The following is a 25949-nucleotide window of genomic DNA, read 5'->3' as shown; positions in this document are numbered from 1 at the left end:
GTCAGTTGTCCCACATCTTCCAGGGCGCCTTGCCGCTGGCCCAGAGTGCTTCGAGCTTGTTCTTGTCGCTCAACGTGTCCATCGGCTGCCAGTAGCCGGGATGGTGATAGACGCTGAGTTGCCCGTCATCGGCGAGCTTCTCCAGCGGCTCCTGCTCCCAGACCGTCGTATCGCCTTCGATATACGAACCGACCTTGGGGTTGAGAACGAAGAAGCCGCCATTGACCCAGTTGCCGTCGCCATCGGGCTTTTCACGAAATGCGGCGACCTTGTTGCCCTCGATGCGCATCGCGCCGAAGCGGCCGGGAGGCTGGACGGCGGTGACGGTCGCCAGGCGGCCGCCTTTTTCATGGGTTTCGATGACGGCCTTCAGGTCGACATTGCCGACACCGTCGCCATAGGTCAGGCAGAACGCCTGATCGTCACCGACAAAGGGCAGGATCCGCTTGATGCGGCCGCCGACCATCGTGGTCGGTCCGGTGTCGATCAGCGTCACACGCCAGGGCTCGGCCTTCGATTTGATGACCGTGGTGTTGCCCGTCGCCAAATCGATAGTGAAATCAGACAAGGCCATCTGGTATCTGAGGAAATAGTCGCGAATATAATCGCCCTTGTATCCAAGGCATATGATGAAATCATTGATCCCATGATGACTGTACATCTTCAAGATATGCCACAGAATTGGGCGGCCGCCGACTTCGACCATTGGCTTTGGTCTGACGGACGTTTCTTCAGCAAGTCTTGTTCCAAGTCCACCAGCCAGAATAACGGCCTTCATGAGATAGCCCCCTATTGGTCCAGATCCGATGCCCTCAATATGTGACATCGGCTACGAAAGCCACTGCGTTCGGACGGTTACCTTAACGCCTCACACCCTATTTCATCGCGACGCAGACATAGTCGTCGCACCGCATCAAAACAGGCCACGACTGTCGCATTATAGAAAGCAACGGCCCTCGTCACGAAGGGTGCCGTAGCGTCCGCCTGCGCACGCCGATGGTTCGCGATTGCAGCGGCACGCGCAAGCCTGAGGAGAGCAGCAAATTGGTTGTCATGCTCCGGGGCTCAGCGTCAAGCCGGCAACCCGGCGTGTCCACCCTACGGAGAACTGCGCCTGAAGGCACTCCGTCGTCGCGAAAAACAGCGAAGCGGAGATCGAAACGGCTTTCAGCGAAGACGCAATGATTCCACAGAAAAGTCATCTCACCCTCGTAGCTCGTTAATCATGAACTCCATCAAACTGTCGCGATGGCCATATGCCGCTATTCATTTTTAACTTGCCCCGGATACATCTGGAGGAAAGGACCAAATTCGATATCTCGCGACTCGCGGGGCTCGCGGCAGGGTGATGTTCGTGGCGCGACAAGCGCCTCGCAGAACGACAGGCAAGACGGTGTTGGACAAGGTTTTTGGCGTTCCGATCTCCGAGCAATCGATCGTCCAGATCGCTCGGCAATTGACGGCAGAGCCTGTGCCGACCAATGCGGGACTGCGCCTCGTCTGTACGATCAATCTCGACCATGTCGTCAATCTGAGACGCAGCGCGCGGTTTCGAGACGCTTATGCCAAGGCGTGGATGGTCACCGTGGATGGAACGCCCGTGTTCCTCTATGCCAAGATGATCGGCGCCCATCCGATCGAACGCGTCACCGGATCGGACCTGTTCATCCAGATCCTGAACCTCCTGCCGAGGCGGGAGTGCCGGCTTTTCTTCGTCGTCTCCAGCCACCAGACTGAGGCGGGAATTGTGAGGAAATTGCTGTCACAGGGCTTCGAGCGGGACCGCGTCGCTTTCGACATACCTGAATTCGGCTTCGAGAAGAGCGAAGCCCAGTCGGAGCGACTGGCGCAGCGGATCCGGGAGTTCCAGCCCACACATATCTTTTTCGGCGTCGGCTCGCCCAAATCGGAGGTCTGGCTGGCGGAAAGAGTGGACCAGCTCGGCGACGCCTATGCCTTCGGCTTCGGAGCCGGCCTGGATTTCTATGCGGGAACGGCACGCCGCGCGCCTCTCGTGTTCCGCAATCTCGGCCTGGAGTGGTTCTGGCGGTTCACGCTACAGCCCAAGCGGCTCTTCAGGCGCTACTTCATCGATTCACGATATTTCGTCGGAGCTGTTATCGACGACTGGCGCAGCCGCCACTGAGCCGTATCCGGAAGCTTTGGCGAGTTCCGGGCTCTGCGCCACGCAGGGCTATCGCGTCTTCTTCCAGGGATTGAAGAGCAATGTCCTGGCCGAATAGGCGAATGCCTCGGTGAATTTGGCCAGACTCAATCGGCCCTGGACGACCAGCACGACGCCGATCATGACCTTCCGCACCATTTCATACATCAGTCGGCCATGCTGCCGCGCGAAGCGCGCCAGAACGTAGAGCCCGCCGCGGTAGTATTTCGCGACGCTTTCAAGGTCCGACTGCTTATGCCCGACGAGTTCCAGATCGATGAAGGCGCTCCGTTTGGCCGACAGAGCCGATCGCAGCGCGAAATCCGTATCTTCGCCGCCCTGGTTCGGGGTGCCCAGGCCCAGCACGGGATCGAAGCTCTTCACCTCCGCGGCGACCGCCGACCTGACGAAGATCGAATTCGACGTCGAACGCCGGATGATAGTCCGGAAATTCGCACCCTCGAAGGGCAGCGGCGCCGGCGCCTCGACCGGCGACAGTGATATCCTGCAGATCGCGAGCCCGATGTCGCCGTCGGATGCGAAAAGGCCGGACATGCCGGCGAGCAGGTGCTGCGGATACCAGCAATCGTCGTCGGGAAACGCGACCACGCCGTCAGCGGAAAAAGCGCCATCCTTCAGGGCGAGTTCCAGCATCTCGTTACGCGCGGCCGAGAGAGAGACCCGGTCGGCCCGCCAGATCACGGATGCGTCATAGGTGAATTTCGCGGATATCTCGCCGCATTCGACTTCGGTGCTCCGCTGCAGCAGGACGTAATGCTTGACGTCCAGTCCGGGGGCCATATTCCGCTCGACCGACCGAACCATCGTCCAGAAGTCGGCGCTGCGTCCCGACTGCATGTCGGTCGTGGTGAACAGGACGACGCGCATGATCCTCAAACTATCCGATTCGCGGCCATCATTTGGAACGGCCAGCTTCCACGTCGTATTCGTTCTGTAGCGAGATTTCGACAGTGTCACCCGGAAGCAGGGCCGAATCCTCGTTGCCCGCGATCTCCTGCTTCTGGTCGATCAGCGAGCGGAAGATCGTGATCTTGACCTTGGCCCCGGGGCCCCTCACCAAGCGGGATTTGAGCAGGCTGGTGTGCTCCAGCTTGTCGGCGTTGGCTGCGATCCGCGCCTGCAGGCTGCCGTAGCCCACGACCTGATCCTGCCTCTCGTTGACGAGCGCGAGGCGATAATTATTGTCGAAACGGTCCAGATTTCGCTCCGCATCGGAGAGATCGCGAACGGCCTGGTCGAGTTGCACCTTCGTCTGCAAAAGGCGGGTCGAGGAGGTCAGCTGAATGCGGCGGATTTCCATAAGACGCGACAACGGAACGGTGCCGCGCTTGTTGAATTCGAGCATCTGCTCGTATTCCTTGGTGTCGGCCTGAGAGCCCTCCTCCTCAGCGGAGGTCAACTGCGTCAGGGTCCTGACCTTGTCCTTGTACTGCTTCACCAGCGCCAGGATGTGCTTCTGCTCTTTCTGGTAGTCGTCCTGCCGGCGACGCAGCGTCTCCGTCTCGGCCCTGACGATCCCGTCAATGTAGTCGCGCTGCAGCGGGATATCCTTGGTATCGATCGCGCCGATCTGGGCCTTGCCCTCGATCTCCGCATCGAGACGGGCCAGACGCGCCCGAACGCGGGTGGCCTCGGCCCAAAGCGATTCGTAGAGCCCCTTGAAGTCAGCCGATTCCGTGAAGGGGTTCACGAGACGGTAGCGCATGATGTCGAAACCACCGGCAAGGGCGACCGCCTGACGGACGCTCATCCCGGGCCTGTAGATCAGTTCGCCGGGCCTGCCGACATCGCCCGAGACATAGACGGGGCGGAATTCGGCGATGGTGACGTTCACGTCGTCGGCAGCCAGCGCGACGTAACCCTCGCGGCCGTCGGGAAAGCGCTGCTGGAGCGGGCGGCTGATCACCAGATCCCGGATGATCGCCTTCGCATCGGCGATCGGCATTCCGATGACGCGCACGCGCCCCGCCAGCGGCAGAGCGACCTCACCGTCCATCTCGACGATGGCCTTCTGGCGCAGTTCGGGGAAACCCCGGACCGACAGTTCAAGAACATCGCCCACGTTCAGGTTGTATTGCACAGGCGTGGCGGCCAGCAGCGACGCGGCCGGCTTCTGAGCCGGCAAAGGCGCCTGAGCCATCGCTTGCGGCGACATTGCGAGAACCAACGAAACGGCGGACAGAAAAATCTTCGGCAGCAAGATAACGTCTCCCTGAAGCGCCATTGCGCTCAAATCTGGTTCCGGCAGCCCGCCTTTGCCGTACACTAAGCCCGTGCCGAAACTAGAAAAAAAAGCGAAACGAAGCAAGCGGCGGGCCATGAAACCTCAATTTTGGTTAAGTTAACCCATTCGCTCATCACGGGTCCGTGACAGCGTCGCCGATACGGACAGTATACAGTTCGATGAACCAACAACTTGATCCGGGATGCACTCGCAGGGAATTCTCATATCCGAGCCGTCGCCTGGCTTTGGCCGAGAGTGAGCTTGGCCGGATACTCCATCTGCCCGACCATGACCGATCTGGATGCAGCCTCCCTCGATCATTCCGCCAGAACGACCCTAACATGCGAGCACGCCGCGCCGGTGTGCGCCGCCCTTCAAGGCGAACTCACATCAGCTTGCGAAGGAACTGATCGACCCGCAGCGCGGATGGGGCGAAACGACAAAGGATCAGCACCTGAAGCGCTCCGAAGACCGCCCCCATCGAGATGACGGCGAGCATCCAGGGCAAAAGATCGAGCGCGCCGATCCAATGGGTCGAGATCAGGATCGCGCTTAGTGCTGCCAAAGGCGTGAACAGGACCAGCACGGTGAACCTGCCACCGACATGGAAGCGGCGGGCGCAGTAGAACAGGAAGGTGCCGGCGCCGATCGCCTCGACCAGGGTCAGGATGCCGAGGAACAATTCCACCGTGCCCGGCATCGTCATCAATGTCAGCGAGGCCGGAATAAGCGCGAGCGTCGCGACGACGGAACCCAGCGAGACCAGTTTCGTGCGGCCGGTCGAATAGGCCGAGGGAATCGGGATCAGCATCATGATCTTCACGGTGACGTTGATCGCCGCGATGCAGATCAGGACGCGGCTGGGTTCATAGGCGGCACCGAAGATGATGGCGATCGCGGTGGGGCCGGCCGCGACGATCGCGATCGCATAGGCATAGGCCACCAGCGAAATCAGCACGGCCCAGACCCGATACGCCTCGACGAGCCCTGATCCCCGGACGTTGAGATTGGTGAAATGGGCGGCGATGCTCGTCGTCGAAATGCGCCAGAGCACCGTGCGAGGCAGCTGGATGATGCTCATGATCACGCTGTAATGCGCGACCGCCACGGCTCCCAGCGTGGCGCCGACGACGAGGCGGTCGAGAACGCTCATCGACGATGCAATGCCGTTGGGAACGAGCGGCAGGCCGAAGCGGAGAACCTCGGCGCTCGCAGCCCTGTCGAAGCCGAGTCGCCATCGGGCTGGTGCCATGACCTGCGATAGCAGCGTTGTCCAGATCACGGAAACCAGCGAGCCCCACAGCACGCAGCTGTAATCCCTGAGATAGAACGCCAACGCGATCGTCGAAGCGGTCAAAACGATCTGGGTGCTGATGATGATCGTCGCCTCGACCCCGTATTTATACAACCGCAACAGGCGCTTGACGCTAAGATTTTCGAAGCTTCTAATAAATATTATCAAAATTACGAGCAAATACGTCTGATAGTTATGCTCGAATGATAGCATAGAAAATTGGGTGTATACAGCAAGCGGCATGATAACCGCGACCAACAGCGCCTTTATCATGTTGATCGCGTGAACCGTTTGCAGGAACGATTTGTAGCGCTTGCCCGTCCCGCCTCGATACGCCGTCTGCGGCAAACCAAGATCCGTCATCATGTCGCCGATCGCCAGCGTCACCTGCAACGTCACGGCGAACCCGAACTGCTCCTGCGGCAGAATCCGCGCCAGGGCCACATTCCGCATCAAGGGCAAGAGGACCTCGACGACGTTGGCCCCCAGCATGCCAAAACCTGATCGCATCAATTTTCCAGTCGGAGAGCGGGTAGTCGCGGCGTTTCAACCACCACTTGGATGACCTGAATATGAACCGCGGACTCTTAACGGTCGGTGGGCTCTTCGAGATCACTGTCGAGTGCCCGCTCCGAGGATGATAGGCAACCCTGTCTGGTGGTGATCGGGCATGACGAATCTGATGAGCGAGAGATAGCTCAGAAACGAAGTTGGCGTAGCGGAAATCCGCCGTGCAACGAGCTTGCCAATCGCATATATCGCAGCTTGAATCGCCCAGTTGTCATCAGAGCGCGACCAGTTTTCATGCGAGCCGTGACCACAACAGCGTCGGCGAACGCGGCGTTTGGCGCTGCCGCACCGTTGCGGTTCCGGCCGCCGATGACGAACGTTAGATGCGGCAGGAGCCTCGATTTTCGCGGGCGAACCGGGATGAACCAATCCGGCCGGCTGGCGGAGTTCGCCGCAAAAACCGAGCGCAGGGCGTGAATCTGTGCGAGGCTGAGCATTGCAACCGCACGTGACCGACCCCACGCAAACCAAGGTGTTCAATGAGTGATACGACAGCTTTCCGAACCGGGCGCCGCTGGAGGTCGAAAGCATTTCGCGATCTGGCGCCTAATTTGGCCAGCATTGCTGTTGCGCTTCTTGTCATTCTCGCAAGCCTGACATTCGCGAACCATGCCGGGGCGCAGGCGACAGGCTTCAAGGATCGTCTGTCGCGCGGAATCAATCTGGCGCATTGGTTCGCTCAGACCTTCTCCGAATTCTCCTATGATGCAGCGGAGAAGTATATCACTCCGGCTCAGGTCGATGCGCTGGCGTCTGCCGGTTTCACCCATGTCAGACTTCCGGTCGTCATGGGTCGAGCCTTTGCCGAAACCGAAGACGGCGCGAAGTTCAGATCGATCCTGATCGACAAGATCAATCTCCTCAACGATCGGCAGCTCGCGGTCGTGCTCGACATCCATCCGACCGATGAAGAGAAGGGACGGATCGACGGCAATCCCGCGAGCGGCGCGCTGGCAAAGGGCTGGGCGCTGCTGGCCAGAGAGCTGTCGGTCATCAAGCCGGACCGCCTCGCTTTCGAGGTGATGAACGAGCCCTTCCCGATGAAGGGTGCGAAATGGGCCGCGCTGCAGGAAGAGGCCGCGCGGGCGATCCGCGCGGCAGCGCCGGAGCATGCGATCATCGTCAATCCGGGCAGCTGGAGTTCGATGGACGACTACAAGGACTTCAAGCGGATCGACCTGCCCAACCTGATCTACACGGTCCATATCTACGACCCTAATCTGTTCACGCATCAGGGGGCCGCCTGGGGCTGGACCGCCTTCGCCCAGGTCCAGGCCCTCGACTGGCCGATCGCCCCCGGTTCCGCGCAGAGCGCGACGGATGCCGCAGCTCAAGGCGAGGCGCGTGGAATTCTGACCGACCAGATCCGTCGAGGGATGTATACCGAGGGGTGGCTCAGGGAGCGGATCGGCCAGCTGAAGGCGTGGCAGAACGCCAATGGCGGCGTGCCGATCTGGGTCGGCGAGTTTGGGGTCTATCGCAAATTCGCCCCGCGCGAGGCCCGGCTGCGCTGGCACAAATTCATGCGCGAGGAGTTCGATAGGAACGGCTGGGGCTGGGCGGTTTGGGATTATCTTGGCGATTTCGGCGTCCTCAAGGCCGGGGCACCGAACCGGCAATTCGATGATGAACTCATCGGGAGCCTCGGACTTCGCACCAGCGCCAAATAGCGCCGGCATCACTCACAGAGCCGGGCTTCGGGGCGTGCCGCGCCTGACCCCGATCTTCGTTAGGCGCCGCCTGACGGTCTCGCCATTCCTCGCCTTTGTCGGCTCTGGGGGGCCGATCAGGGGGGTGCTCTCGACTCCGATCCTGCTCATCGCCATGGTGGCGCGGAAGGAATTCTCGCGCTATCGCAAGACTCACGAGACGGTCGAGCAGACCCAGCTCAAGGCAGCCTGAGACGGGCGAAAAGGGAACACAACCGGCCCGCGCGCGTTTGCCGAGGAAATGCGTCGTTACCGGCGCACATTGATCTTCCGACATCAATTCACCGAGAAACAGGGGACCATCCGCCATGGCCACCACCACATCCGCAAAACGCGAGGCCACCGCGGCCGCCAAGAGCATCAAGGACGACGTCGTCGATGGCGCGGCGGACGTCGCAGCCGAGGCCAAGACGGCCGGACGGCGCATCAAGCGTGAAACCGGAGAGATCGAAGCCAGCCTGACGCGCAGTGCCGAGGAGCTTGCCGCAACCGTGACCAGCACGCTGCGTTCGGTCGGGGTCGATACCGACAAGATGGTCGATGTCGCAAAGGAACAGGCGACCGACCTGCAACGCCTGATCGTTCAGGAGATTCAGGACAGGCCGCTCCGGGCCCTTGGCCTTGCGGCCGCGGTCGGCTTGTTCGTCGGCTTCCTGTCGGCGCGATAGGTCATGTTCGGGGGGCTGGGAGCCTATATCGCGTCGGAGGTGTCCGGCGCTGTCAGGCGCAATCTGATCGTCTACGGACTTTACGGCTTTGCCGGATTGCTGGTGCTTTGTGCCGGTGGGTATGCCCTGAATGCGCTGCACAGCGTGCTGCTGTTTCGCTACGGTGCTGTCGCCGCCAGCCTTTGGATTGCCGGCGGGCTGCTGGTTGCTGGGCTGATCAGTTTCGGCATCGCCATCTCCGTCAAGAATCGCAAACGTCCTTCACGACCGATGGCGACGACGGCGCTGATGGCGGCGCCCGTCGCGGCGAAGCTGCTTGGTTCGAAGATGAGTTGGCGGACGGTCCTGGTTGGAGGAGTGATCGTGCTGGGCGCCGTGCTCGGCAGGCAGTTCTTCAGCGGTGGTGGCGGTGAAGACGAAGGCGATGCGTGACGCAGGCCCCGGCCTTGCGCTGCTTGTCTTTTGACATAGGGTTTGTCGATTTCGTCCTGTATCACGGTATTCATGTCGTCCCAGGTGAGACCCCGCCGCTTTGCGCTGCCCACCATTCCGGCTCTCGGTTCCCGTGTCAGATCCGCGACCACAACTATCGTCGCCATCAGCGTCGTCGGAGTGGCGATCATTCTGGCGGCCTGGATCAATTCCCAGGCGAAGGTCACGGCCGATCGCGTCTCGCATTCGATCGCGGTGCGTGAGGGGGCGGAACGCTTTCTCGGCCACGCCCGTGACGCCGAAACAGGCCAGCGCGGCTATCTTCTGACCGGCGACACCACTTACCTCGCTCCCTTCACCAGCGGGCGCGCTGCGGCGCTGCCGGAGCTCGATGCCCTCGACAAGCTTGTCGAAGACGATCCTCAGCAAAGGGATCGAATCAGCAAGGCCCGAACCGAGATTCGCCTGAAATTCGCCGAGCTGGATGCCACGGTCGCGCTGGCTCGTGCGGGTCAGCTCGCCGAAGCGATGGCTCGCGTTCGAGAAGGTCTCGGCGTATCGGCAATGGAGGCGTTACGCACGACCGTGCAGCAGATTCAGCTGACGGAGAACGTGCGGCTGGTAGCGCTGAACCGCCGGGAAGAGCAGCGGCGCCTCCTGGCAAGCATAGGGATTGTCATCGCTCTGGCAGGCCTGGCCTTTACAGCCTGGCTGCAGTTGCGAACACGGCAACGCCGGACCGCGCAGTTGGCAGTCAATAACGCTCAATTGGAGCGCATGGTCAGCGAACGCACCACCCAGCTCGAGAATGAACGCCTCCGGATCGAGGCTCTGCTGCGCGACGTCAACCACCGGGTCGGCAACAACCTGGCCATGGTTTCGGCACTCCTAAACGTCCAGAGCCGACAGACCCGCGAACCGACCGTCCGCAACGCCCTCGGGCAGGCCCAGTCACGGATCCAGGCGATCGCGGCTGGGCAGCGCCGGCTGCGCCTCGACATCGAGACAGACGAGATCGATGCCCGGCCCTATATGGAGGATCTGCTGGCCGAGATCGGTAAGGCTGCGGAGGGACGGCCGATCACGATCGATCTCGTCATGGATTCGATCAGACTGCCGGGGCGTGACGCGGTTTCCTATGTCGTTATCGTCAACGAACTGGTTACCAACGCGATCAAACACGCCTTTCCCGACGGCATGGCCGGCACGATCAGCGTGCGCTTCACCGAAGAGACCCATGAGGGTCAAGCGGTGCTGGCGCTCATCGTCGAGGATGATGGTGTCGGCGTCGCCAAGGGTACGGAGGCCAGGGGCCTCGGCCAAACGGTCATCGCGAGCCTGATGCGCAGTATGCGGGCGACGATGACATCCGACATGAAAAACCCGGGCGCGGAACGCCCGGGTTGCAAAATGGTCCTGACTTTTCCCAAGCGGACCTGATCCGACCTCACCTGACAACTGTCAGGCATTTTCCAAGGCATTCGCCACGAAGCTGACGATCTCGTTCGTCGAAAACGGCTTGCGCACGAAACGTACGTCGCGCAACGGGGTCGGAACCTCATCGGGCGTCGAGCCGGAGACGAAGGCAAAGGGCGTACCCTTGTGCAGCAGGCTGGCGGCGATATCGAAGGTCTTGCCACCGACAACGTCGATATCGAGCAACGCGCAGGAAACCTTCAGTTGGGCGGCCTTGCGCGCTTCTGCAACCGATTCGACGATGATGAGTTCGGCGCGACCACCAAGCTTTTCCATGACCGCGTACTCGATATCCATGGCGATGAAGGGATCATCTTCCACGATCAGGATGCGGATATCAGACATGAATCCAGCCTCCCTTTCCAAGTTGAACTTCTAGTGACCCATGGCAAACGTTATAATTGTAACGATGTTCCTTGAGGGGCACAGTTCAATGCAGGGATGTCGGCCAATTCGACCGAATTCGCCCTGACATGGTTAGCGAAGCGTAGCGGAACTGCGCCCTACGCCTCGCCATCCTTTGCGAATTCAGCGCCGCCCGCGCGGGCGCGCCAGGGATAATTCGAAGCCGGTCACGCCAATCGCGACATTGATGCCACGCGAACTCTGCAGCGAAAGCGGCTGGAGCGTCACTTCATTATTATTGCCGCCCATGAGCAGGTTTCCAGACCCGCCGACGCCGGCCGATGCTCCCGCAGTCGCTCCGCCATACCGCCCGTTGAGAATACCGAGCGGCGCGCGCGCATAGGGGCCATAAACGGTCCAGCTCATGGTGCTGCTGCGGATCGTACCGAGGTCGAGGCCGAAATTACGGACGACTCCGACATAGCGCTGCGCAGGGCCGCGACGCGGGGAGAAGCGGCAGTCCATGGGCCGCTGCGAGGTGACCACGAGCCCGATACCCGCACCGACATTGCAGCTCAATCGCCCGGCAGGCGCGCCAGTCTGAGCAGACGCTGCCGAGGCAAAACCGAAGGACGCGGCGATGAGAGTCGCAGCGGCGAGACTGCCCGCAAGCCTGGTGGTCATGGTGATACTCCTGATGACATCAACCTCGGAAACGCCGCAAAGGCTCCGCAGTTCCTGTTTAACACGGAACTAAGTTCGGGAGATTGCGTTTCAACGCGGCCACCAATGGGTGAGACGATGATCATCGATGTATGCGGCGAACAGCCGGCACATGATGCGCGTGAGCGGAGGGAAACCCTGTCGATGCCGCCCTTCTGGGAGCTGGAACAGTTGATCGCTGGCGGCTGCGACCTCGAAACCGCGCTTTCGCTGATGTCCGCCCGTAGAAGCTGCGGCTCCATCGCTTCACGCTGGCTCTCGGCCGGAACGGACTCATTTCCCCTGCTGATGCGCCTCGCATCCTGATCGAAGGCGCGCGACGCTACTGACAGAAGCGTGTCGCACGCGAACGGCGCTCCTGAATGTCGACATGCAGGTGGTTGGCATGGGCGGCATCGGCACCCGGCCCCAAGCTGGTGTTGAAGGCTCCGCAGGCCGATTGCCGGATTGCGGTCAGGAAACGGTCCTGCACAAGCCCTCCCGGCTTCTCGACCACGACGGTGACGGTTTCCTGCTTGGTCTTGCCGAGCTGGAAGGCAAAGATATCCAGGGCCTGTCCCGTCGAATGCTCGCTCAGCGGCCCGGCCGTGCCCCGGTTCCTGCGACGGCACTCGTGCCCGCCGCCGACGCGCAACGCGGCTATATCACGTTCGAAATGGCCTTGGGCCAGCGGCTGGACGCTGGTATCCAGCCACTCGGAGACGCGTAGCGCCATGGCGCAGCCGATCGTGACCGGCGGCTCGAACGCGACCTCGCCCGCGCCCGCCTCCTTGCGCAATGCCAGCGCCGTAACGACGACAGGATCGACGACGGCACATCCCGGGTCGGCCGGCATCCTCGCGGTCGAAACCTTGACGCGGTCGCCATGAACGGCACGCAAGGTGCGCAGGCAGGCCGATTCGCCAGGTTGCGCCGGATCGCCCGCGGGTTGCTTCGCCTCGACGGCCGGAGGCTGGCTGTTGGCGGCCGGGGGCGACGCCTTCGGTGGTGCCGGCGGCGCGGGATCGACCTTCGGCCCGATATCGGGAGGGCGGGGTGGCGGCAAGGTTCCGGCACTGCTGCGACCGGCAGCTTGAGCAAGGGCCTGCGGAGCAGGACTCAGCAAGCCTGCACCCAGGACCATCAGCCAGACAATAAGGACAGCGACCAAGCGGAAAAGAGCCAATCTAGCCAGAGGCTCGCATGTCAACTGTCGAGAGCTGACGCGCCAGCGACGGCGACGCCCGTCGCGATGGCAAGCGCCACAGCCATCATGTCTGCAACGAGTGGACCGGCGCTCACCAGGCCCCCGAACAAGGCCGACGCAATCGCCGCAGCCGCCATCAGGGCAGCAAGAAACATCATCGCCATCGGCCGTCTCCCGCTTGCTCCGCGTGAAAAGCTGTACGCGGAATACGATTTGTTAACCTTGTCGCGCAACGCAGGCAGGGCAGAGTTGTTCCGGACTCATGCTCGCAATGAGTCGTCACGGTTGCAGGAACATCGCAGGGTTGAGGCGGTTCAATTGAGACGACATCTACAAACCCGAATCGAGCCAAGCTATGACCGCCTGGGCCACGGCTTTCCTGATCGTCGCGCTCGTATCGGCAACATTGGCCTTCGGCGGGGTGCCGGGGCTGGCCGTCTCGATCGCGAAACTGATCTTCGTCGCCGCCGTGGCGGCCGCCGCGATCACGTGGCTGCTGGCGAAGCTGCGTAGACGGGCCAGAGATCGGCTTGCGTATGGGTCGACGGCTCCCCGGGCAGAGCGTGAGGAGTAACCCATGCGCTGGATCGCGCCACTGATCATGATCGTGCCCTTTCCCGTCCTGCTGGTGATCTACTTCCTCGGCTGGTGAGGGTTGTCGCCGAACAGCAAAAAGCCCGGGGCAAACCCGGGCTTTCAGCAAAGCTGAACGATCGAAGCTGTGTTTGCGTTATGCCGCCTTGCGGCCGGCCCGCCTGTCAAAGAACAGCGCCTGGCTGATAGCGGCCTTGACCGCCTCGGGCTGGAACGGCTTGGTGATGAGGAATGCAGGCTCTGGCCGATCGCCGGTCAGCAGGCGCTCGGGATAGGCGGTGATGAAGATCACGGGCACGTCGATGGCGCTCAGGATCTCGTTGACGGCATCGAGGCCGGAACTGCCATCCGCGAGCTGGATATCGGCCAAAACAAGACCCGGACGCTTCTTGGCGACGAGTGCGATAGCCTCGCGATGGGTGCGAGCGACACCGGTGACGGTGTGGCCCAACTCCTCGACCATCGTCTCGATGTCGAGCGCGATGATGGGCTCGTCCTCGATGATCAACACGTCGGTCGCGACCTGTTCAGCGATCTCCTGGCCGGCGGTCTGTACGAGATGGGCGGCGTCTGGCGCCGATACATCCATGATCGAGGCGACCTCCTCCAGCGAGAAGCCTTCGACCGTGCGCAGCAGGAAGGCCTGACGCGGACGCGGGGTCAGGGCCTCGAGATTGCGTTCCGCCGAGGACCGATCCAGTTCGACCGGTCCGGAGTTGACGTTGAGACCGACCGACGACCACAGCTTCAGGAAGATGCGATAGAGCCCGATGCGTGGATTGACATCGCGTGGAAAGGCAGTCGGATCGAGAACGAGCGCCTCGAGCATCGTCACGACATAGGCGTCGCCGCTCGCCTGCGTGCCGCTCAGTGCCCGTGCAAACCGGCGCAGATAGGGCAAATGAGGGGCAATTTCTTTCGCAATCGACATGAATGTGTCCTCTTAAACGTGCGGGAAATGAGCACCGACGCGCTGTTTCTGACAAGCGATTTATTTTTGGGATGCGCCGGAACCTTTCGGGGTAACCCCCGTTCTCATGTCGCATGAGTGTAAGCTTGCCTCATCGGCGCAAAAGCCATCAACGAAATGCCAAGGCTTGTGGACGAGATTTAGGATCGTGGTGGGACATGCTGGAAGAGCGAGCCCGCCCGGTATGTGGGGCTGACATGAATGGCACTGAAACGACAATGACAAATCAAGGCGGGGCAGGTGAATACGAACCCGAGATGGTGCTCGATCCGCGCGTGCAGGAATCGATCGGGCGCTCGCTGAAGGCGCATTACGACGATCTGATCAATGCGCCGATCCCGGACAAATTTCTGGTTCTGCTCGCCCAGCTCGAAGCCAAGGAACATAGCGCCTCCGCCGGAGATTTGTCCGATGAGCGGCACTGATTTCAAGGACGGCCTGATCAAGGAAATCCCGAACCTGCGCGCCTTTGCGGCCTCGCTCTCGGGATCGATGCAACTCGCCGACGATCTGGTCCAGGATACGCTGCTCAAGGCATGGGGCAACTCGGAAAAATTCGAGCCGGGCACGAGCCTGCGCGCCTGGCTCTTCACCATCCTGCGCAACACCTACTATTCGCTTTACCGCAAGCGCGGACGCGAGGTGCAGGACAGTGAGGGCACCTATGCCGAGCGCATGGCCGTGCATGGCAACCAGGAAAGCCATCTCGATCTCGCCGATTTTCGCAAGGCGCTGGCAAAACTGCCCGAGGAGCAGCGCGAGGTTCTGATCATGGTCGGGGCGACGGGGCTCTCCTATGAAGAGACGGCCGAGATCTGCGGTGTCGCTATCGGCACGATCAAGAGCCGCGTCAATCGTGCCCGAACCAAGCTCGCCGAGTTGCTTTCAATCGGAGGGATCGATGATCTCGGGCCCGATCGCAAAAGTGCCGCAGCCGTACAGAGGGTCGGCTCCGAAATCGTCGGTTTCTGATGCGGCTGACGGCCTTCAAAACCGTCCGCGGCCGCCTGCTGGCGCTGCTGGTGGCGATCGCACTTCCGATCGCCTGCGTCACGGCGATCGCGGCGATCACCACTTATCGCACCGTCATCGCGGCAATCGAAGCGTCGCAGGCGCGGGCGGCGGATGATTTCGCCATCCGCACCCGCGTTTGGTATCGCGGTGCGCTGCGCTCGTTGCTGGCATCGACCGCGACGATCTCGGTGGATCGCGCCAGCCTGGATGGGTGTGAACGCATCGCTAGAACCATGCTGACCAGAGTTCAGGGTTACCGTGCGTTGCATATGGTGCTGCGCGATGGACGGACGTGCGACGTCTCCCTCGACAGTAGTGTTTCAACCGCCGATCTGGCGGCGGGGGCGGCGATGTTGAGGACACGACCGCCGATTGTTCCCTGGGGCGGAGCCGAGTTGTCCAAAACTCGCTACGACACGCTCACCGTGTCTGACAAGCGCTACCTTGCCGTCTATGCCCGCAACGAAAACACCGAACAGGATGTCCAGGAAGCCTTGCTGCTGGTCGATCCATTGCTGCTCGATCAGGTCTTCGACCTTGGCGAAGACAGCGACAGCCTGCTGGTCGCGCTTGTGACGCATGGCGGCGATATCGTCACGGCGCGCGGCCTTGCCGATCGGGATGCGAACTGGCTTCCGGCGATCGAGCGTGCTCCGCAGGAGCGGGCCCGCTGGGAGGCGCAAAGCCGTGATGGCAGGAAGCGGGCCTATGCCGCGCGGATGGTGGCGGAACCGGATTTCTACGTCATCGCAAGCTTCGACGATGCGCCCGCGCTGGCGGCGCGCACCCAGTTCCTGGCCCTGCTGATCGCACCTCTGCTGACGCTGGTTCTGCTCTGCGTCGTATATATGCGTGCCATCGACAACCATTGCATCCGCTGGTTGCGCGAAATCGAAACGGCGGCGCGGGCGCGAGCGGGGCAGAAGCCTGTCCGCGCGGCCGTCGCAGACGACATGCCGTCGGATATCCGCAGCGTCGCCGATGCCTTCAATCACATGGTCGAAGACCAGGAGGTCCGGCAGCGGCGGCTGCAGACCGCGCTCGACGATAACCGCTTTCTGGTGCGCGAACTGCACCACCGGGTGAAGAACAGCTTGCAGGTGGTGCAAAGCTATATCGGCCTGACCAAGCGCGACTATCGGGGCGAAGCGCGGCTGGCGCTGTCGGATGCGGAATGTCGCGTGCATGTGCTCTCGGCCGCGTATCGCTTCACGCTCGCCGATGGCGAAATGCAGCCGGTGCGGATCGACCTCTTCCTCGACGACGTCGTGACGATGATGTCGAACCTGATGCGCCGGCGCGACCAGTGGATCACCAGTCGCATCGAAACCCGGGCCCTGCTCACCGTCGATCGGATCATCCCGCTCGGCTTCCTGATCGTCGACGTGGTATCGCGCGCCCTGCGCGACACGCCGGGAGTCAGCATCTCCATCCATGTCGGCGACATCGACGCCTCGACGATCGAGATCGCGCTGAACGCCGATCGCGACATCGCCCATACCGCGCCGCCGAAGCTGTTCGCGGGGCTCGTGGCGCAGATCGAGGCGACGCAAACGACGGCGCCGCAGGGCGCAATGCTCGGCGTCTGGCGCGTCAGCCATGCCGCCTGAGCTGCCTGCCTACCGGAACGGCGGCTCGTCGAAGCTGCGCAGCTTGCGCGAATGGATCGTCGACCCGGCATCCTTGAGCTTTTCCAACGCCGCAAGCCCGATCCGAAGGTGTTCGCTCACCGCCCGCTCATAGAAAGCGTTGGCGGCGCCCGGCAGCTTGATCTCGCCATGGAGCGGCTTGTCGGAAACGCAGAGCAGCGTGCCATAGGGTACCCGGAGCCTGTAGCCCTGGGCGGCGATCGTGCCCGATTCCATGTCGACCGCGATGGCGCGCGACAGGTTGATGCGCTTGCGTTCCTTGGTCCAGCGCAGCTCCCAGTTGCGGTCGTCCTGCGTCACGACGGTACCTGTGCGCAGCCGGTTCTTGAGCTGGTCGCCCTGCTCGCCGGTGACCTCGGCCGCAGCCTCCTGCAAGGCGACCTGCACTTCGGCCAGCGCCGGGATCGGGATATCGGGCGGCACGAGTTCGTCGAGAATGCCGTCCTGCCGCAGATAGGCATGGGCCAGCACGTAGTCGCCGATGATCTGGGTCTGGCGCAGGCCGCCGCAATGGCCGACCATCAGCCAGCAATTGGGCCTGAGCACCGCGAGATGGTCGGTGATGTTCTTGGCGTTGGACGGGCCGACGCCGATATTGACCAGCGTCACGCCATCGCCCTCAGCCCGGATCAAATGATAGGCCGGCATCTGGAAGCGGTGCCAGGGCGCCGCCATCACGCGCTCGGCGGCGCTGACGTCGATGCCGTCGCGCTCGATCCGGACTCCGCCCGGCGTCACCAGCGCCAGAGCCGTGCCGGCCTCGATCTCGGCAAGGCCGAGCCTGACGAACTGATCGACATAGCGGTGGTAATTGGTCAGCAGCACCCAGGGCTGCACGGCGCGCCAGTCGGTGCCGGTGTAGTGCACCAGCCGGCGCAGCGAGTAATCGACGCGCACCGCGTCGAACAGCGCAAGCGGCCGTGGCTCGCCCTCCACAATGTCGAAGGTGCCGTCGGCGATCTCGTCGCCGACCAGCGAGAGCAGCGGCGTCGGGAAATACCGGGCAAGTTCGGCGGCCGTCGCCTTGCCGCGCCCAAGCTCGTCACCGCCGTCGAGCGCATAGGGATAGGGGATTTCCTGCGGGCTGATCCCGGTCTCGATCGTCGCGCCGTAATCGGCGACCAGCGGCTGGAGCTGGTCGAGCAGATAGGCCCGGAATTCGGCCGGCTGCGTCACAGTGGTCGAGTAAACGCCGGGCGCCGCGAATTTCGCATAGCCTCGCCGCGTCGCTGCCGGCAGGGCCGAGGGCGCGTAGGTTACGCGCAGCTGCGGATAACGGTAGCGCGAGCGCTCGTCGGCGCTGGGCGGTTGGCCGGTCTCGAAGAAGCGCTGCAGGTCTCCGCGCAGGGCCGCCTTCGCCTCTCCATAGAGCCGTTCGAGCCGGTCGACGGCGGCGTCTGGCGTGGCGGCGGTCTCGAACGTCATGGGCGAATACGTCCTCTCGTTCGGTCGAGCTTCTAGCCGCGCAACGACGCTCCTGACAACAGCCGGTATGCCGAGGTGATCGCATTCGACTGTCTAACCCTTATCCTGAGGAGCCGGCGATGGCTGGTCAGGATGGGGCCTATGGGTGGAGGGTCACCGAGGATCGGTCGGGAGCGGTTGACAGGTCCGGCCGGCGGCATTACTGAACCATCTAGTTAAGTATCCGAGTATCATCTACTGGCTCCGTCCAAATTCGGTCCCTGCGAGGATAGGCCCATGCTGAAGACGATCCTTCTGTCGATCGCGGGCTTGCTGGCCACCGGCATCGTCGTGGTCCTGATCCTGGCGGCGATGCGACCCGACAGCTTCAGCGTGCAGCGTGCGACCACCATCAACGCGCCGGCCGAGCGGATCTTTCCGCTGATCGCCGACTTCAGGCAGTGGGGCGCATGGTCGCCCTGGGAGAAGAAGGATCCCAATCTGACGCGCAGCTTCAGCGGGGCGCAGAGCGGCGTCGGTGCCCGCTATGCCTGGGCGGGCGACAAGAATGTCGGCGAGGGCGGCATGGAGATCGTCGAGGCGACGGTGCCCAGCCGGATCGGGCTCAAGCTCGATTTCCTCAAGCCCTTCGAGGCCCATAACGACGTCGTCTTCGCGCTGGTGCCGCAAGGCACCGCGACCACGGTGACCTGGACGATGACGGGACCGACGCCGTTTTTCTTCAAGATTGTTCATGTCGTCATGAACATGGACAAGATGGTCGGCGGCGATTTCGAGAATGGGCTCGCCGCTCTGAAGGCTCAGGCCGAGCGCTGAGCGCAAGGCCGAAGAATCGCGCGGCCGCAGAGCCGCGTCTCTCAGAACCCGAACCCAAGGAGGATGCCCGATGCATGCCGAACCACAGAAGGAACACGCCTGGCTCCAGCAATTCGTCGGCGAATGGATCTCGGAGATGGACTGCTCGATGGGGCCCGACAAGCCGCGCCATAAATCGCAGGGCACCGAAAGCGTCCATTCGCTCGGCGGGTTGTGGACGATCGGCGAGGGCACGGGCGAGATGCCCGACGGCAATCAGGGCTTCACGCAGATCACGCTCGGCTTCGATCCTGCCAGAGGCCGGTTCGTCGGAACCTTTGCCGGCTCGATGATGACGCATCTGTGGATCTACGAGGGCACGCTCGACGAGAGCGGCAATGTGCTGACGCTGGACACCGAGGGACCGAGCATGGCGGGCGACGGCACGATGGCGAAGTATCGCGACGTCGTCACGCGGGTCAGCGCCGACCACCGCATCCTGACATCGAGCATGCCGGGCCCGGACGGGACCTGGATTGATTTCATGACCGCCCATTACCGCCGCAAGGCCTGAGAGCCACTCAACGACGAGGAGGATGCCATGAAACTCTCGACCTATCTGATGTTCGACGGCAACTGCCGAGAAGCCTTCACCCGCTACAACGAAGTCCTGGGCGGCAAGATCACCGCCATGATGGACCACCGGGGCACGCCCGCCGAGGCGCATGTTCCACCGCAATGGCACGACAAGATCATGCATGCCTGTCTGGAGATCGACGGCCAGATGCTGATGGCGTCGGACGCCCCGCCCGAGCGCAGCGACGGGCCGATGCGCTCGGTCTCGGTCAATGTCACCGTCGCGACGCCCGAGGAGGCGGAGCGCGTCTTCGCAGCCCTGGCCGAAGGCGGGACGGTGACGATGCCGATCGCCGAGACCTTCTGGTCGCCGCGTTTCGGCATGGCAAAGGACCGTTTCGGCACGAACTGGATGGTCAACGCCGAGCAACCGGCCGAACTGGCGAATTGCGGGTAGGATCGATGTCGCGCTTGACCCGCGATCTTGCCCGCTGCAAGCCCTGCCGATGCAAAACAGAACCATCGCGATCGTCGGCGCGGGACCGTCGGGGTTGATCGCGGCCGAGCGGCTGGCGCAGGCAGGCCACGCCGTGACGCTCTACGACCGCATGCCCTCGCCGGCGCGGAAATTCCTGCTGGCGGGGCGGGGCGGGCTGAACCTGACGCATTCCGAACCGCTCGACATGTTCCTGACGCGCTATCGCGCCGCGCAGCCCTGGTTGGAGCCGGCCCTGCGGGCCTTCCCGCCGAAGGCGCTGCGCGACTGGGCCGACGCGCTCGGCGCCGACAGCTTCGTCGGCACGAGCGGCCGGGTCTTTCCGCGTGCGATGAAGGCCTCGCCCTTGCTGCGGGCCTGGCTGCGCCGGCTCGACGGCCTCGGCGTGAAACTGGAGACGGGGAAGTTCTGGACAGGCTGGAGCGCCGACGGCGCCCTCACCTTCCGGGATGGCGCGGGCGAGACCAGCGAAATCCGCCCCGATGCAACGCTGCTGGCGTTGGGCGGCGCGAGTTGGCCGCGTCTGGGTTCCGATGGCGGCTGGGTGCCGATGCTCGCCGCGCGCGGGGTCGCGGTCGTGCCGCTGCTGCCGGCCAATGGCGGTTTCACGATCGGCTGGTCGGCGACGATGCGCGAGCGCTTTTCGGGCGCACCGCTGAAGCGCATCGTGATCCGCTGCGGCGACCGTCAGGCGACCGGAGAGGCGATGATCGACGGCAATGGCATCGAGGGCGGGGCCGTCTATGCCCTGTCGGGCAGCTTGCGCGAGGCGGTCCTGCGAGACGGCCGGGCTGCGATCACGCTCGACCTGCGCCCCGACATCGAGACCGGCCGGCTCGCCGAGCGCCTCGGACAACGCCGCAAGGGCGAGACGCTGAGCAACCATCTGCGCAAGGCGGCGGGGCTTTCGCCGGCCGCCATCGCGATCCTGCGCGAAAGCGCGGGTCCGGCCCTGCCGCAGGAGCCGGCGGCGCTGGCCGCCCTTATCAAGGCCGCGCCACTCACCTTGACCGGGCTTGCCCCGATCGACCGCGCGATCTCGACCGCCGGCGGCATCGCCGCAACCGAGATCGACGCGGGCTTCATGCTGAAATCCCTGCCCGGAATCTTCGTCGCCGGCGAGATGCTCGACTGGGAAGCGCCGACCGGCGGCTATCTGCTGCAGGGCTGCTTCGCGACCGGCGTGGCGGCGGCGAGCGGGATGGAGGCTTGGCTGGCCGCCTGACGCCCGGCGCGGATTACTTCGCTTCCGCCCTGCCGATCGCCTCGGCAAGATCCTGCCATTCATGGCAGCGGCCACAGAGTGTCGCCAGCCGGGCGAGATTAGCCTTGGCCGAAACCATGTCGCCGGTCTCGATGAACCACTCGCCCTGATATTCGAGCGCCGGCAGAAATGTCGGGTCGCGCCGCAGCGCGGCGTCGTAGAACTGCTTCGAGACCGGATAGTTCTTCAACTTGCGGTGCGAATAGGCGATCCAGTTCAGCAGTTCCGGCGAGTCGGGCTTGGTGACCAGCAGCTTCATCAGGGTCTCGATCGCGGGTGCGTAGTTCTTCTCCTCGATCCAGCGCCTGGCCTGGCGGTATTCGGGATCGGTATCGAGATAGGTCCAGTCCGGCCCGACGGCGAAGGCGGGCGTGGCGGCGAGCATGAGCGCCACGAACCCAGGATACAGCAAACGCCGGATCATCATGATGGCCTCCCCGTTCGGCCATCAATCACAGCATGGCGGCAGCCCTCGCGCCATGCCGATCCGGGGGGCCCGTCGTCACGACCCTGCGATTGTCGCCGGCGTGGCCGGAGAGCTGGGGTGATCCATAGCCGTCGCTTCAGCGTTTCATCACGATCGATCGCAACGGAGCTGCATCATGACCAAGGCGCTGGAACCCGGAACGGATGTCACCTGGCGCTGGGGCGCCCATGTCGCTCGTGGCCGAGTAGAGCAGGTCTTCACCACGCCGGTGAGCCGCACGATCAAGGGCACGGAGGTCCGCCGCAACGCGATGCCTGAGAACCCCGCCTATCTGGTGACGCAGGCGCGGGGCGGCTACGCGCTGAAATCGCATAGTGAGGTCGAGGTGGAGGGGTAGGGGTAGGTAGGGGCCATCGGCGGCTCCCACTAGCCCGCCGCCGTGAGGCGCCTCGCGAAGCTGCGGCCGCCGTCGCCGGTGGCGATCTCGCCGACGCGGGCGAGCGAGACGAGGATGTCGCGGATGGCGCGTTCGACCTTGCGGCCCTGCCTGAAGCGCAATGCGATCTCGGTGGCGTCTAGTGCGCCGGAGGCCGTCGCGAGCGCAGCCAGGACGGCGGCGACGCGCTCGACCGGCTCGGTCGGGAAGTTCGCCTTGGCGAGCGCGACCAAGGCCGGCGACAGAACCTCGTCTGCCGCGAGTTGTTCGCCGCCGCTGCCATCCCTGGCAAATCGCGGGCGCTGATAGTCCGGCCGCAGCCAGCGCACCTGTCCACGCGCCTCCTCGCGCGACCGCTGCGCGTTCAGGGCCACGAGCCGCGTGAGGATGTCTTCACCGGAGAGATCGGCCGGCCAGCCATAAGCGGTGGCGACGGCTGAATCGATCGCGTCGTGATGCTCGTTCAGGATCAGGACAAGCCCCTTGTCGCGGATCATCTCTTCTTCGGCAGTCAGCGCCTGCCCCGCAAGGATGGCCTCGCGGACATTGTAGAGTCTCGTCAGCGTCAGTTCGGGATGCTCGTCGAGCACCTGCTTGCGAAGCGCGTCGAGTGCCTCCGCGGGACGACGGATCGCCTCCTTCCGCTGTTCGTCCGTTTCCGGAAAGGGAAACGGGTCGAAGCAGCGCGATTTCACATAGACCGCGTCGCGCTCGTAGACACCCAGTTTGCCGGCGCTCCCGAGATACCAGACATCATGGATTCGCGACGACAGCACTCCGAGATGGAAGGCGTCCGACAGCCCGACGGCAATGAGCTTGTTGTCCGGCAGGATCGAGGCGTCGAGAAACTGAAAGACGCGGTGCTTTGCGGTCTCGACGGTGGCGATGTAGCGCTGGAGATGGATAAGCGCCGGACGAAGCTCGCGGCGCGGTTCGCCGAAAATCCACCATTCGTTGCGGTAGCTTTCGCGGTTGTTGGCGTCGCGTCCGATCGACCTGCCGTCCTTGTCGACCGCCTCCTTCACCGTGCGCTTGACGTGCTGATAGACCTCCGGGAAGCGCTCGCGCACCTCGTCAACGCCCAGGCCGAACAGATCGATCACCATCTTGCCGCGCGATCGCGCCATCAGGTCGCGGCCATTGCGGTAGGGCCGGATATGGGCTTCCAGCCCCGGCCGCCGGCCGAGCCCCAGCGCCTCCGCCTCGGCTGGCGTCACGATGAAGCCGGCGCCGTGAAGCTTGACGCCCGGTGAGCAGAGACCGTCATTGGCCATGAGGCCGAGCGCCTGCGTGACATCGACGCCAATCGTCAGGTCGGCATTGATATGTCCGGCCGTCTCGCTCATCCCGATCAGCGGCTGGTCTGTGTCGAGGGCGCTCTCGGAAACCACCTCGCGCAGCCGGCCCTCATGTGCGCCGGCCTCGACCACGGTCATCGCGATGCGCACCGCCGCCGTGTCCCGCCCAGCCTTGGTCCAGGGATGGTCCGGGATCGCCATCAGCAGCGAAACCGGCTTACGGCCCGCAAGGTGGCGCGCCACGACACGGCGCTGGAAGAGCTGCGTGATCGAATTGGTGGTGACGAGGCCGAAGCGCCTGAGCGCCGTGCCCTTGCGCGTCAGCAGTTCGGCGGCGCGGTCCCACCAGTACATCACGAAATCGGCGCTCTGGTTCATCTGCGGATGTGCCGCCCAGAGTGCCTCGACATAGGCGTCGCCAAGCCGCGCCCGCAGATCCTTGCCGCCGATGAAGGGCGGGTTGCCGACGATGAACTCGGCTTCGGGCCACTCCGGCCGGCGCGGACTTGGCAGGCTCTCGCTTCCAGCGACGACCGCCGGCAGCGGCCAGCCATCCCAGGCGAGGACGGCGTCGCGGCGGTGGATATGGTCGAGCTTTTCGAGGATGGGCTCGCGGGGCGCGAAGCCGCGCGTGCGGAAGTGCCATTGCAGATGGCCGATCCAGAGCACGAGATCGGCGATCGCCACCGCGCGCCGGTTGAGCTCCATGCCGAGGAACTGGTGCGGCCCGACATGGCGGTCGCCGAAGCCGCCGAGCTTCTCGGCGCTGCCGAGTTCGCCCGCCGCCTCCAGCACCTCGCCTTCGAGCTTTTTCATTAGCTCCTGCGCGACGTGCAGGAAATTTCCGGTGCCGCAGGCCGGGTCGAGCACGCGCGTGGCGCACAGGCTCGTGTGAAATCCCTCGATCAGCGCCAGCGCGGCCTTGCGGTCGCCGGCGTCGCGCGCCCGCTGGGCCGCGCCCAGAACGGCGCGCCAATCCTCGCGCAAGGGCGCGATCACGGTCTCGACCACCAGCCGCTCGACATAGGCGCGCGGCGTGTAATGCGCGCCGAGTTTTGCGCGCTCCCTGGGGTCGAGCGCCTGCTCCAGCAGCGTCCCGAAGATCGCCGGCTCGACTTCCGTCCAGTCGTGCTCCGCGGCGGCGAGCAATTCGCCGATCTCCTCACGGCCAAGCGCGAACACCTTGGCGTGCTCGAAGAGCTTGCCGTTGAAGTGCTTGACCTGTTCGCGCAGCGACACCGAGAAGGCGCCCTTGTCCATCGCCTGCCACAGCTCGCCGACCAACGGCACGAAGGAGGTGGGGTTCCCGAGACAGTCGCGCAGCAGCGCCTTGAAGCCGTCCTTGCGGATCAGCCCGACATCCTCGGCGAACATCGTGAACAGGCAGCGCATCAGGAACAGCGCGACATCCTCGGGATCGTTCGCCCGTTCGAGCGATTTCGAGACCGCGGCCAGCCGCTGCGCGATCGCCCGCGTCACGCGGGCGGCGTGGCGACGGGGGTCGAGAGCCTGGGGATCCTCCCAGATCGCGGCGATGCGCTCGCGGATGGCGGGCTCGCGCAGATCGTCGAGGAAAACGCGAAAACCCTGACGGTCGGGAAACTGGACGTAGTTCTTCCCCTGCCCGGTGAAGTCGGCATAGAACTCGAAGCAGTGCCCGACATCGCAGAGGATCAGGAAGGGCGGCCAGCCATGGCTTGCCGGCAGCGCGCGGGCATAGTCCTGCGCCTGGCGGCGCGCATTCAGCATCAGCACGTCCCAGGCGCGGTCGGCGCCGCGGCGCCCGCGCGGGCCGGGCGTCGGCAGGTCCAGCCCCGGCAGGGCGCCCTGCGCCGGCAGCAACTCCTTGGCCTGCCCCTTCAGCCGGCTCTGCTTGGCCTCCAGCACGAAGGCGGATTTCTTGTAGAGGTCGATCCGCCCGGTCGAGCCGCCACCATCGGCCTCGCGGAATTTGACGGGGTACTCGAAGCGATAGGTCACCGCCTCGGCGTCGCTCATCGGCGGCTGCGGCTTCTCGACGCCGAGCAGGTCGCAGAACTCGTTCAGGAACGGTGCATAGGCGGCGCGCTCCGCTCCCTCGGAAACACGCCAGCGCGCGATGAAGCGCTCGATGCGGGCGGCATCGGCCTGCGATTGTTGATCCGGCAATGATGCAACTCCAGATTGTGTATCTGAAGAATTGCAACTCTATCT

The 25949-nt window shown here is 63.6% G+C and carries 28 protein-coding genes; 16 read left to right on the top strand and 12 right to left on the bottom strand.

Annotated elements, in window-relative coordinates; all coding sequences use genetic code 11:
* Nucleotide 1: 1 nt before the first annotated feature.
* Nucleotides 2-778 carry a glucose-1-phosphate cytidylyltransferase gene (gene rfbF, locus AXW83_RS21525; protein WP_066617121.1) on the bottom strand — a complete coding sequence of 259 codons (777 nt, stop codon included), beginning with the start codon at nucleotides 776-778 and terminating at the stop codon, nucleotides 2-4.
* Nucleotides 779-1396: 618 nt separating this feature from the next.
* Between rfbF and AXW83_RS21520 the strand changes: the two genes are divergently transcribed.
* The gene (locus AXW83_RS21520) at nucleotides 1397-2146 is read left to right on the top strand and encodes a WecB/TagA/CpsF family glycosyltransferase (RefSeq protein ID WP_168166131.1); all 750 of its coding nucleotides are present in this window, start codon (nucleotides 1397-1399) and stop codon (nucleotides 2144-2146) included.
* A 48-nt stretch (nucleotides 2147-2194) separates the two neighbouring features.
* Here AXW83_RS21520 and AXW83_RS21515 read toward each other — a convergent pair whose 3' ends face one another.
* The 3 genes from AXW83_RS21515 to AXW83_RS21505 form a co-directional block, all read right to left on the bottom strand.
* The gene (locus AXW83_RS21515) at nucleotides 2195-3052 is read right to left on the bottom strand and encodes a hypothetical protein (protein ID WP_066617116.1); all 858 of its coding nucleotides are present in this window, start codon (nucleotides 3050-3052) and stop codon (nucleotides 2195-2197) included.
* A 28-nt stretch (nucleotides 3053-3080) separates the two neighbouring features.
* Entirely contained in the window at nucleotides 3081-4505 is a 1425-nt protein-coding gene (locus tag AXW83_RS21510) for a polysaccharide biosynthesis/export family protein (RefSeq protein ID WP_082767310.1), read from the bottom strand.
* Nucleotides 4506-4794: 289 nt separating this feature from the next.
* Nucleotides 4795-6195 (bottom strand): oligosaccharide flippase family protein, encoded by a 1401-nt coding sequence (locus AXW83_RS21505; RefSeq protein ID WP_066617109.1) that lies wholly within the window; start codon nucleotides 6193-6195, stop codon nucleotides 4795-4797.
* Between the two features lie 629 nt (nucleotides 6196-6824).
* On the opposite strand from AXW83_RS21505, the gene AXW83_RS21500 reads away from it, so the two are divergent.
* From AXW83_RS21500 to AXW83_RS21485, 5 genes are all read left to right on the top strand, one after another.
* A complete protein-coding gene (locus AXW83_RS21500; RefSeq protein WP_066617107.1) occupies nucleotides 6825-7943 on the top strand; it encodes a glycoside hydrolase family 5 protein in 1119 nt (372 codons plus the stop codon).
* Between the two features lie 34 nt (nucleotides 7944-7977).
* Nucleotides 7978-8175, top strand: coding sequence for a hypothetical protein (locus AXW83_RS27305; protein WP_156640285.1), 198 nt, complete (start codon nucleotides 7978-7980; stop codon nucleotides 8173-8175).
* 115 nt (nucleotides 8176-8290) lie between these two features.
* Nucleotides 8291-8650: a DUF883 C-terminal domain-containing protein gene (locus AXW83_RS21495; protein WP_066617105.1), complete on the top strand. Its 360-nt coding sequence runs from the start codon at nucleotides 8291-8293 to the stop codon at nucleotides 8648-8650.
* Between the two features lie 3 nt (nucleotides 8651-8653).
* Nucleotides 8654-9082, top strand: a complete 429-nt coding sequence (locus AXW83_RS21490) for a hypothetical protein (RefSeq protein ID WP_066617103.1) — start codon at nucleotides 8654-8656, stop codon at nucleotides 9080-9082.
* 180 nt (nucleotides 9083-9262) lie between these two features.
* Nucleotides 9263-10522 (top strand): sensor histidine kinase, encoded by a 1260-nt coding sequence (locus AXW83_RS21485; RefSeq protein WP_168166130.1) that lies wholly within the window; start codon nucleotides 9263-9265, stop codon nucleotides 10520-10522.
* 21 nt (nucleotides 10523-10543) lie between these two features.
* On the opposite strand, the gene AXW83_RS21480 is transcribed toward AXW83_RS21485, so the two are convergent.
* Nucleotides 10544-10924, bottom strand: coding sequence for a response regulator (locus tag AXW83_RS21480; RefSeq protein WP_156640283.1), 381 nt, complete (start codon nucleotides 10922-10924; stop codon nucleotides 10544-10546).
* A 162-nt stretch (nucleotides 10925-11086) separates the two neighbouring features.
* A complete protein-coding gene (locus AXW83_RS21475) occupies nucleotides 11087-11587 on the bottom strand; it encodes a DUF992 domain-containing protein (RefSeq protein ID WP_066617091.1) in 501 nt (166 codons plus the stop codon).
* 105 nt (nucleotides 11588-11692) lie between these two features.
* Between AXW83_RS21475 and AXW83_RS21470 the strand changes: the two genes are divergently transcribed.
* Nucleotides 11693-11932: a hypothetical protein gene (locus AXW83_RS21470; protein ID WP_066617089.1), complete on the top strand. Its 240-nt coding sequence runs from the start codon at nucleotides 11693-11695 to the stop codon at nucleotides 11930-11932.
* 16 nt (nucleotides 11933-11948) lie between these two features.
* On the opposite strand, the gene AXW83_RS21465 is transcribed toward AXW83_RS21470, so the two are convergent.
* A complete protein-coding gene (locus AXW83_RS21465) occupies nucleotides 11949-12671 on the bottom strand; it encodes an extensin-like domain-containing protein (RefSeq protein WP_066617088.1) in 723 nt (240 codons plus the stop codon).
* A 140-nt stretch (nucleotides 12672-12811) separates the two neighbouring features.
* Nucleotides 12812-12976 carry a hypothetical protein gene (locus AXW83_RS27300; RefSeq protein ID WP_156640281.1) on the bottom strand — a complete coding sequence of 55 codons (165 nt, stop codon included), beginning with the start codon at nucleotides 12974-12976 and terminating at the stop codon, nucleotides 12812-12814.
* A gap of 191 nt (nucleotides 12977-13167) precedes the next feature.
* Here AXW83_RS27300 and AXW83_RS21460 point away from each other — a divergent pair, with 191 nt between their 5' ends.
* The gene (locus AXW83_RS21460; protein ID WP_066617086.1) at nucleotides 13168-13386 is read left to right on the top strand and encodes a DUF1328 domain-containing protein; all 219 of its coding nucleotides are present in this window, start codon (nucleotides 13168-13170) and stop codon (nucleotides 13384-13386) included.
* A 156-nt stretch (nucleotides 13387-13542) separates the two neighbouring features.
* Here AXW83_RS21460 and AXW83_RS21455 read toward each other — a convergent pair whose 3' ends face one another.
* Entirely contained in the window at nucleotides 13543-14337 is a 795-nt protein-coding gene (locus tag AXW83_RS21455) for a response regulator (RefSeq protein WP_066617081.1), read from the bottom strand.
* A gap of 197 nt (nucleotides 14338-14534) precedes the next feature.
* Between AXW83_RS21455 and AXW83_RS27295 the strand changes: the two genes are divergently transcribed.
* The 3 genes from AXW83_RS27295 to AXW83_RS21445 are packed head-to-tail and all read left to right on the top strand — an operon-like array spanning nucleotide 14535 to nucleotide 17000.
* A complete protein-coding gene (locus tag AXW83_RS27295) occupies nucleotides 14535-14801 on the top strand; it encodes a NepR family anti-sigma factor (protein WP_236841733.1) in 267 nt (88 codons plus the stop codon).
* Nucleotides 14788-15348, top strand: a complete 561-nt coding sequence (locus AXW83_RS21450; protein ID WP_066617076.1) for a sigma-70 family RNA polymerase sigma factor — start codon at nucleotides 14788-14790, stop codon at nucleotides 15346-15348. The genes AXW83_RS27295 and AXW83_RS21450 overlap by 14 nt, the downstream gene beginning before the upstream one ends.
* Nucleotides 15348-17000, top strand: a complete 1653-nt coding sequence (locus tag AXW83_RS21445) for a sensor histidine kinase (protein WP_066617074.1) — start codon at nucleotides 15348-15350, stop codon at nucleotides 16998-17000. Before AXW83_RS21450 ends, AXW83_RS21445 begins: the two co-directional genes overlap by 1 nt.
* 9 nt (nucleotides 17001-17009) lie before the next feature.
* Here the strand turns inward: AXW83_RS21445 and AXW83_RS21440 are convergent, their stop codons facing one another.
* Nucleotides 17010-18464: an AMP nucleosidase gene (locus AXW83_RS21440; protein ID WP_066617067.1), complete on the bottom strand. Its 1455-nt coding sequence runs from the start codon at nucleotides 18462-18464 to the stop codon at nucleotides 17010-17012.
* A 276-nt stretch (nucleotides 18465-18740) separates the two neighbouring features.
* Between AXW83_RS21440 and AXW83_RS21435 the strand changes: the two genes are divergently transcribed.
* From AXW83_RS21435 to AXW83_RS21420, 4 genes are all read left to right on the top strand, one after another.
* Entirely contained in the window at nucleotides 18741-19280 is a 540-nt protein-coding gene (locus AXW83_RS21435; RefSeq protein ID WP_066617064.1) for an SRPBCC family protein, read from the top strand.
* Nucleotides 19281-19350: 70 nt separating this feature from the next.
* Nucleotides 19351-19833, top strand: a complete 483-nt coding sequence (locus AXW83_RS21430) for a DUF1579 domain-containing protein (protein WP_066617062.1) — start codon at nucleotides 19351-19353, stop codon at nucleotides 19831-19833.
* A gap of 27 nt (nucleotides 19834-19860) precedes the next feature.
* Nucleotides 19861-20292, top strand: a complete 432-nt coding sequence (locus tag AXW83_RS21425; protein WP_066617059.1) for a VOC family protein — start codon at nucleotides 19861-19863, stop codon at nucleotides 20290-20292.
* 49 nt (nucleotides 20293-20341) lie between these two features.
* Nucleotides 20342-21556 (top strand): TIGR03862 family flavoprotein, encoded by a 1215-nt coding sequence (locus AXW83_RS21420; RefSeq protein ID WP_066617057.1) that lies wholly within the window; start codon nucleotides 20342-20344, stop codon nucleotides 21554-21556.
* Nucleotides 21557-21569: 13 nt separating this feature from the next.
* On the opposite strand, the gene AXW83_RS21415 is transcribed toward AXW83_RS21420, so the two are convergent.
* Nucleotides 21570-22022, bottom strand: a complete 453-nt coding sequence (locus tag AXW83_RS21415) for a tetratricopeptide repeat protein (protein WP_066617056.1) — start codon at nucleotides 22020-22022, stop codon at nucleotides 21570-21572.
* 175 nt (nucleotides 22023-22197) lie between these two features.
* Here AXW83_RS21415 and AXW83_RS21410 point away from each other — a divergent pair, with 175 nt between their 5' ends.
* Complete coding sequence (locus AXW83_RS21410) at nucleotides 22198-22419, top strand: hypervirulence associated TUDOR domain-containing protein (protein ID WP_066617054.1); 222 nt, start codon at nucleotides 22198-22200, stop codon at nucleotides 22417-22419.
* Between the two features lie 29 nt (nucleotides 22420-22448).
* On the opposite strand, the gene AXW83_RS21405 is transcribed toward AXW83_RS21410, so the two are convergent.
* On the bottom strand, nucleotides 22449-25904 hold the full coding sequence (locus tag AXW83_RS21405; RefSeq protein ID WP_066617050.1) for a class I SAM-dependent DNA methyltransferase: 3456 nt from the start codon (nucleotides 25902-25904) through the stop codon (nucleotides 22449-22451).
* Nucleotides 25905-25949: the final 45 nt, after the last annotated feature.

The organism is Bosea sp. PAMC 26642, from assembly GCF_001562255.1.
Taxonomy (GTDB): Bacteria; Pseudomonadota; Alphaproteobacteria; order Rhizobiales; family Beijerinckiaceae; genus Allobosea.
The sequence above is the reverse complement of the archived record's forward strand: the minus strand, read 5'-3'. Positions and strand labels throughout refer to the sequence as shown.

What these genes read in the sequence shown, in the direction of transcription:
- rfbF (WP_066617121.1), bottom strand. Translation starts at nt 778, where the DNA reads ATGAAGGCCGTTATTCTGGCTGGTGGACTTGGAACAAGACTTGCTGAA.
- AXW83_RS21515 (WP_066617116.1), bottom strand. Translation starts at nt 3,052, where the DNA reads ATGCGCGTCGTCCTGTTCACCACGACCGACATGCAGTCGGGACGCAGC.
- AXW83_RS21510 (WP_082767310.1), bottom strand. Translation starts at nt 4,505, where the DNA reads ATGGCCCGCCGCTTGCTTCGTTTCGCTTTTTTTTCTAGTTTCGGCACG.
- AXW83_RS21505 (WP_066617109.1), bottom strand. Translation starts at nt 6,195, where the DNA reads ATGCTGGGGGCCAACGTCGTCGAGGTCCTCTTGCCCTTGATGCGGAAT.
- AXW83_RS21495 (WP_066617105.1), top strand. Translation starts at nt 8,291, where the DNA reads ATGGCCACCACCACATCCGCAAAACGCGAGGCCACCGCGGCCGCCAAG.
- AXW83_RS21490 (WP_066617103.1), top strand. Translation starts at nt 8,654, where the DNA reads ATGTTCGGGGGGCTGGGAGCCTATATCGCGTCGGAGGTGTCCGGCGCT.
- AXW83_RS21475 (WP_066617091.1), bottom strand. Translation starts at nt 11,587, where the DNA reads ATGACCACCAGGCTTGCGGGCAGTCTCGCCGCTGCGACTCTCATCGCC.
- AXW83_RS21470 (WP_066617089.1), top strand. Translation starts at nt 11,693, where the DNA reads ATGGGTGAGACGATGATCATCGATGTATGCGGCGAACAGCCGGCACAT.
- AXW83_RS27300 (WP_156640281.1), bottom strand. Translation starts at nt 12,976, where the DNA reads ATGGCGATGATGTTTCTTGCTGCCCTGATGGCGGCTGCGGCGATTGCG.
- AXW83_RS21460 (WP_066617086.1), top strand. Translation starts at nt 13,168, where the DNA reads ATGACCGCCTGGGCCACGGCTTTCCTGATCGTCGCGCTCGTATCGGCA.
- AXW83_RS21455 (WP_066617081.1), bottom strand. Translation starts at nt 14,337, where the DNA reads ATGTCGATTGCGAAAGAAATTGCCCCTCATTTGCCCTATCTGCGCCGG.
- AXW83_RS27295 (WP_236841733.1), top strand. Translation starts at nt 14,535, where the DNA reads ATGCTGGAAGAGCGAGCCCGCCCGGTATGTGGGGCTGACATGAATGGC.
- AXW83_RS21450 (WP_066617076.1), top strand. Translation starts at nt 14,788, where the DNA reads ATGAGCGGCACTGATTTCAAGGACGGCCTGATCAAGGAAATCCCGAAC.
- AXW83_RS21445 (WP_066617074.1), top strand. Translation starts at nt 15,348, where the DNA reads ATGCGGCTGACGGCCTTCAAAACCGTCCGCGGCCGCCTGCTGGCGCTG.
- AXW83_RS21440 (WP_066617067.1), bottom strand. Translation starts at nt 18,464, where the DNA reads ATGACGTTCGAGACCGCCGCCACGCCAGACGCCGCCGTCGACCGGCTC.
- AXW83_RS21435 (WP_066617064.1), top strand. Translation starts at nt 18,741, where the DNA reads ATGCTGAAGACGATCCTTCTGTCGATCGCGGGCTTGCTGGCCACCGGC.
- AXW83_RS21430 (WP_066617062.1), top strand. Translation starts at nt 19,351, where the DNA reads ATGCATGCCGAACCACAGAAGGAACACGCCTGGCTCCAGCAATTCGTC.
- AXW83_RS21425 (WP_066617059.1), top strand. Translation starts at nt 19,861, where the DNA reads ATGAAACTCTCGACCTATCTGATGTTCGACGGCAACTGCCGAGAAGCC.
- AXW83_RS21420 (WP_066617057.1), top strand. Translation starts at nt 20,342, where the DNA reads ATGCAAAACAGAACCATCGCGATCGTCGGCGCGGGACCGTCGGGGTTG.
- AXW83_RS21415 (WP_066617056.1), bottom strand. Translation starts at nt 22,022, where the DNA reads ATGATGATCCGGCGTTTGCTGTATCCTGGGTTCGTGGCGCTCATGCTC.
- AXW83_RS21410 (WP_066617054.1), top strand. Translation starts at nt 22,198, where the DNA reads ATGACCAAGGCGCTGGAACCCGGAACGGATGTCACCTGGCGCTGGGGC.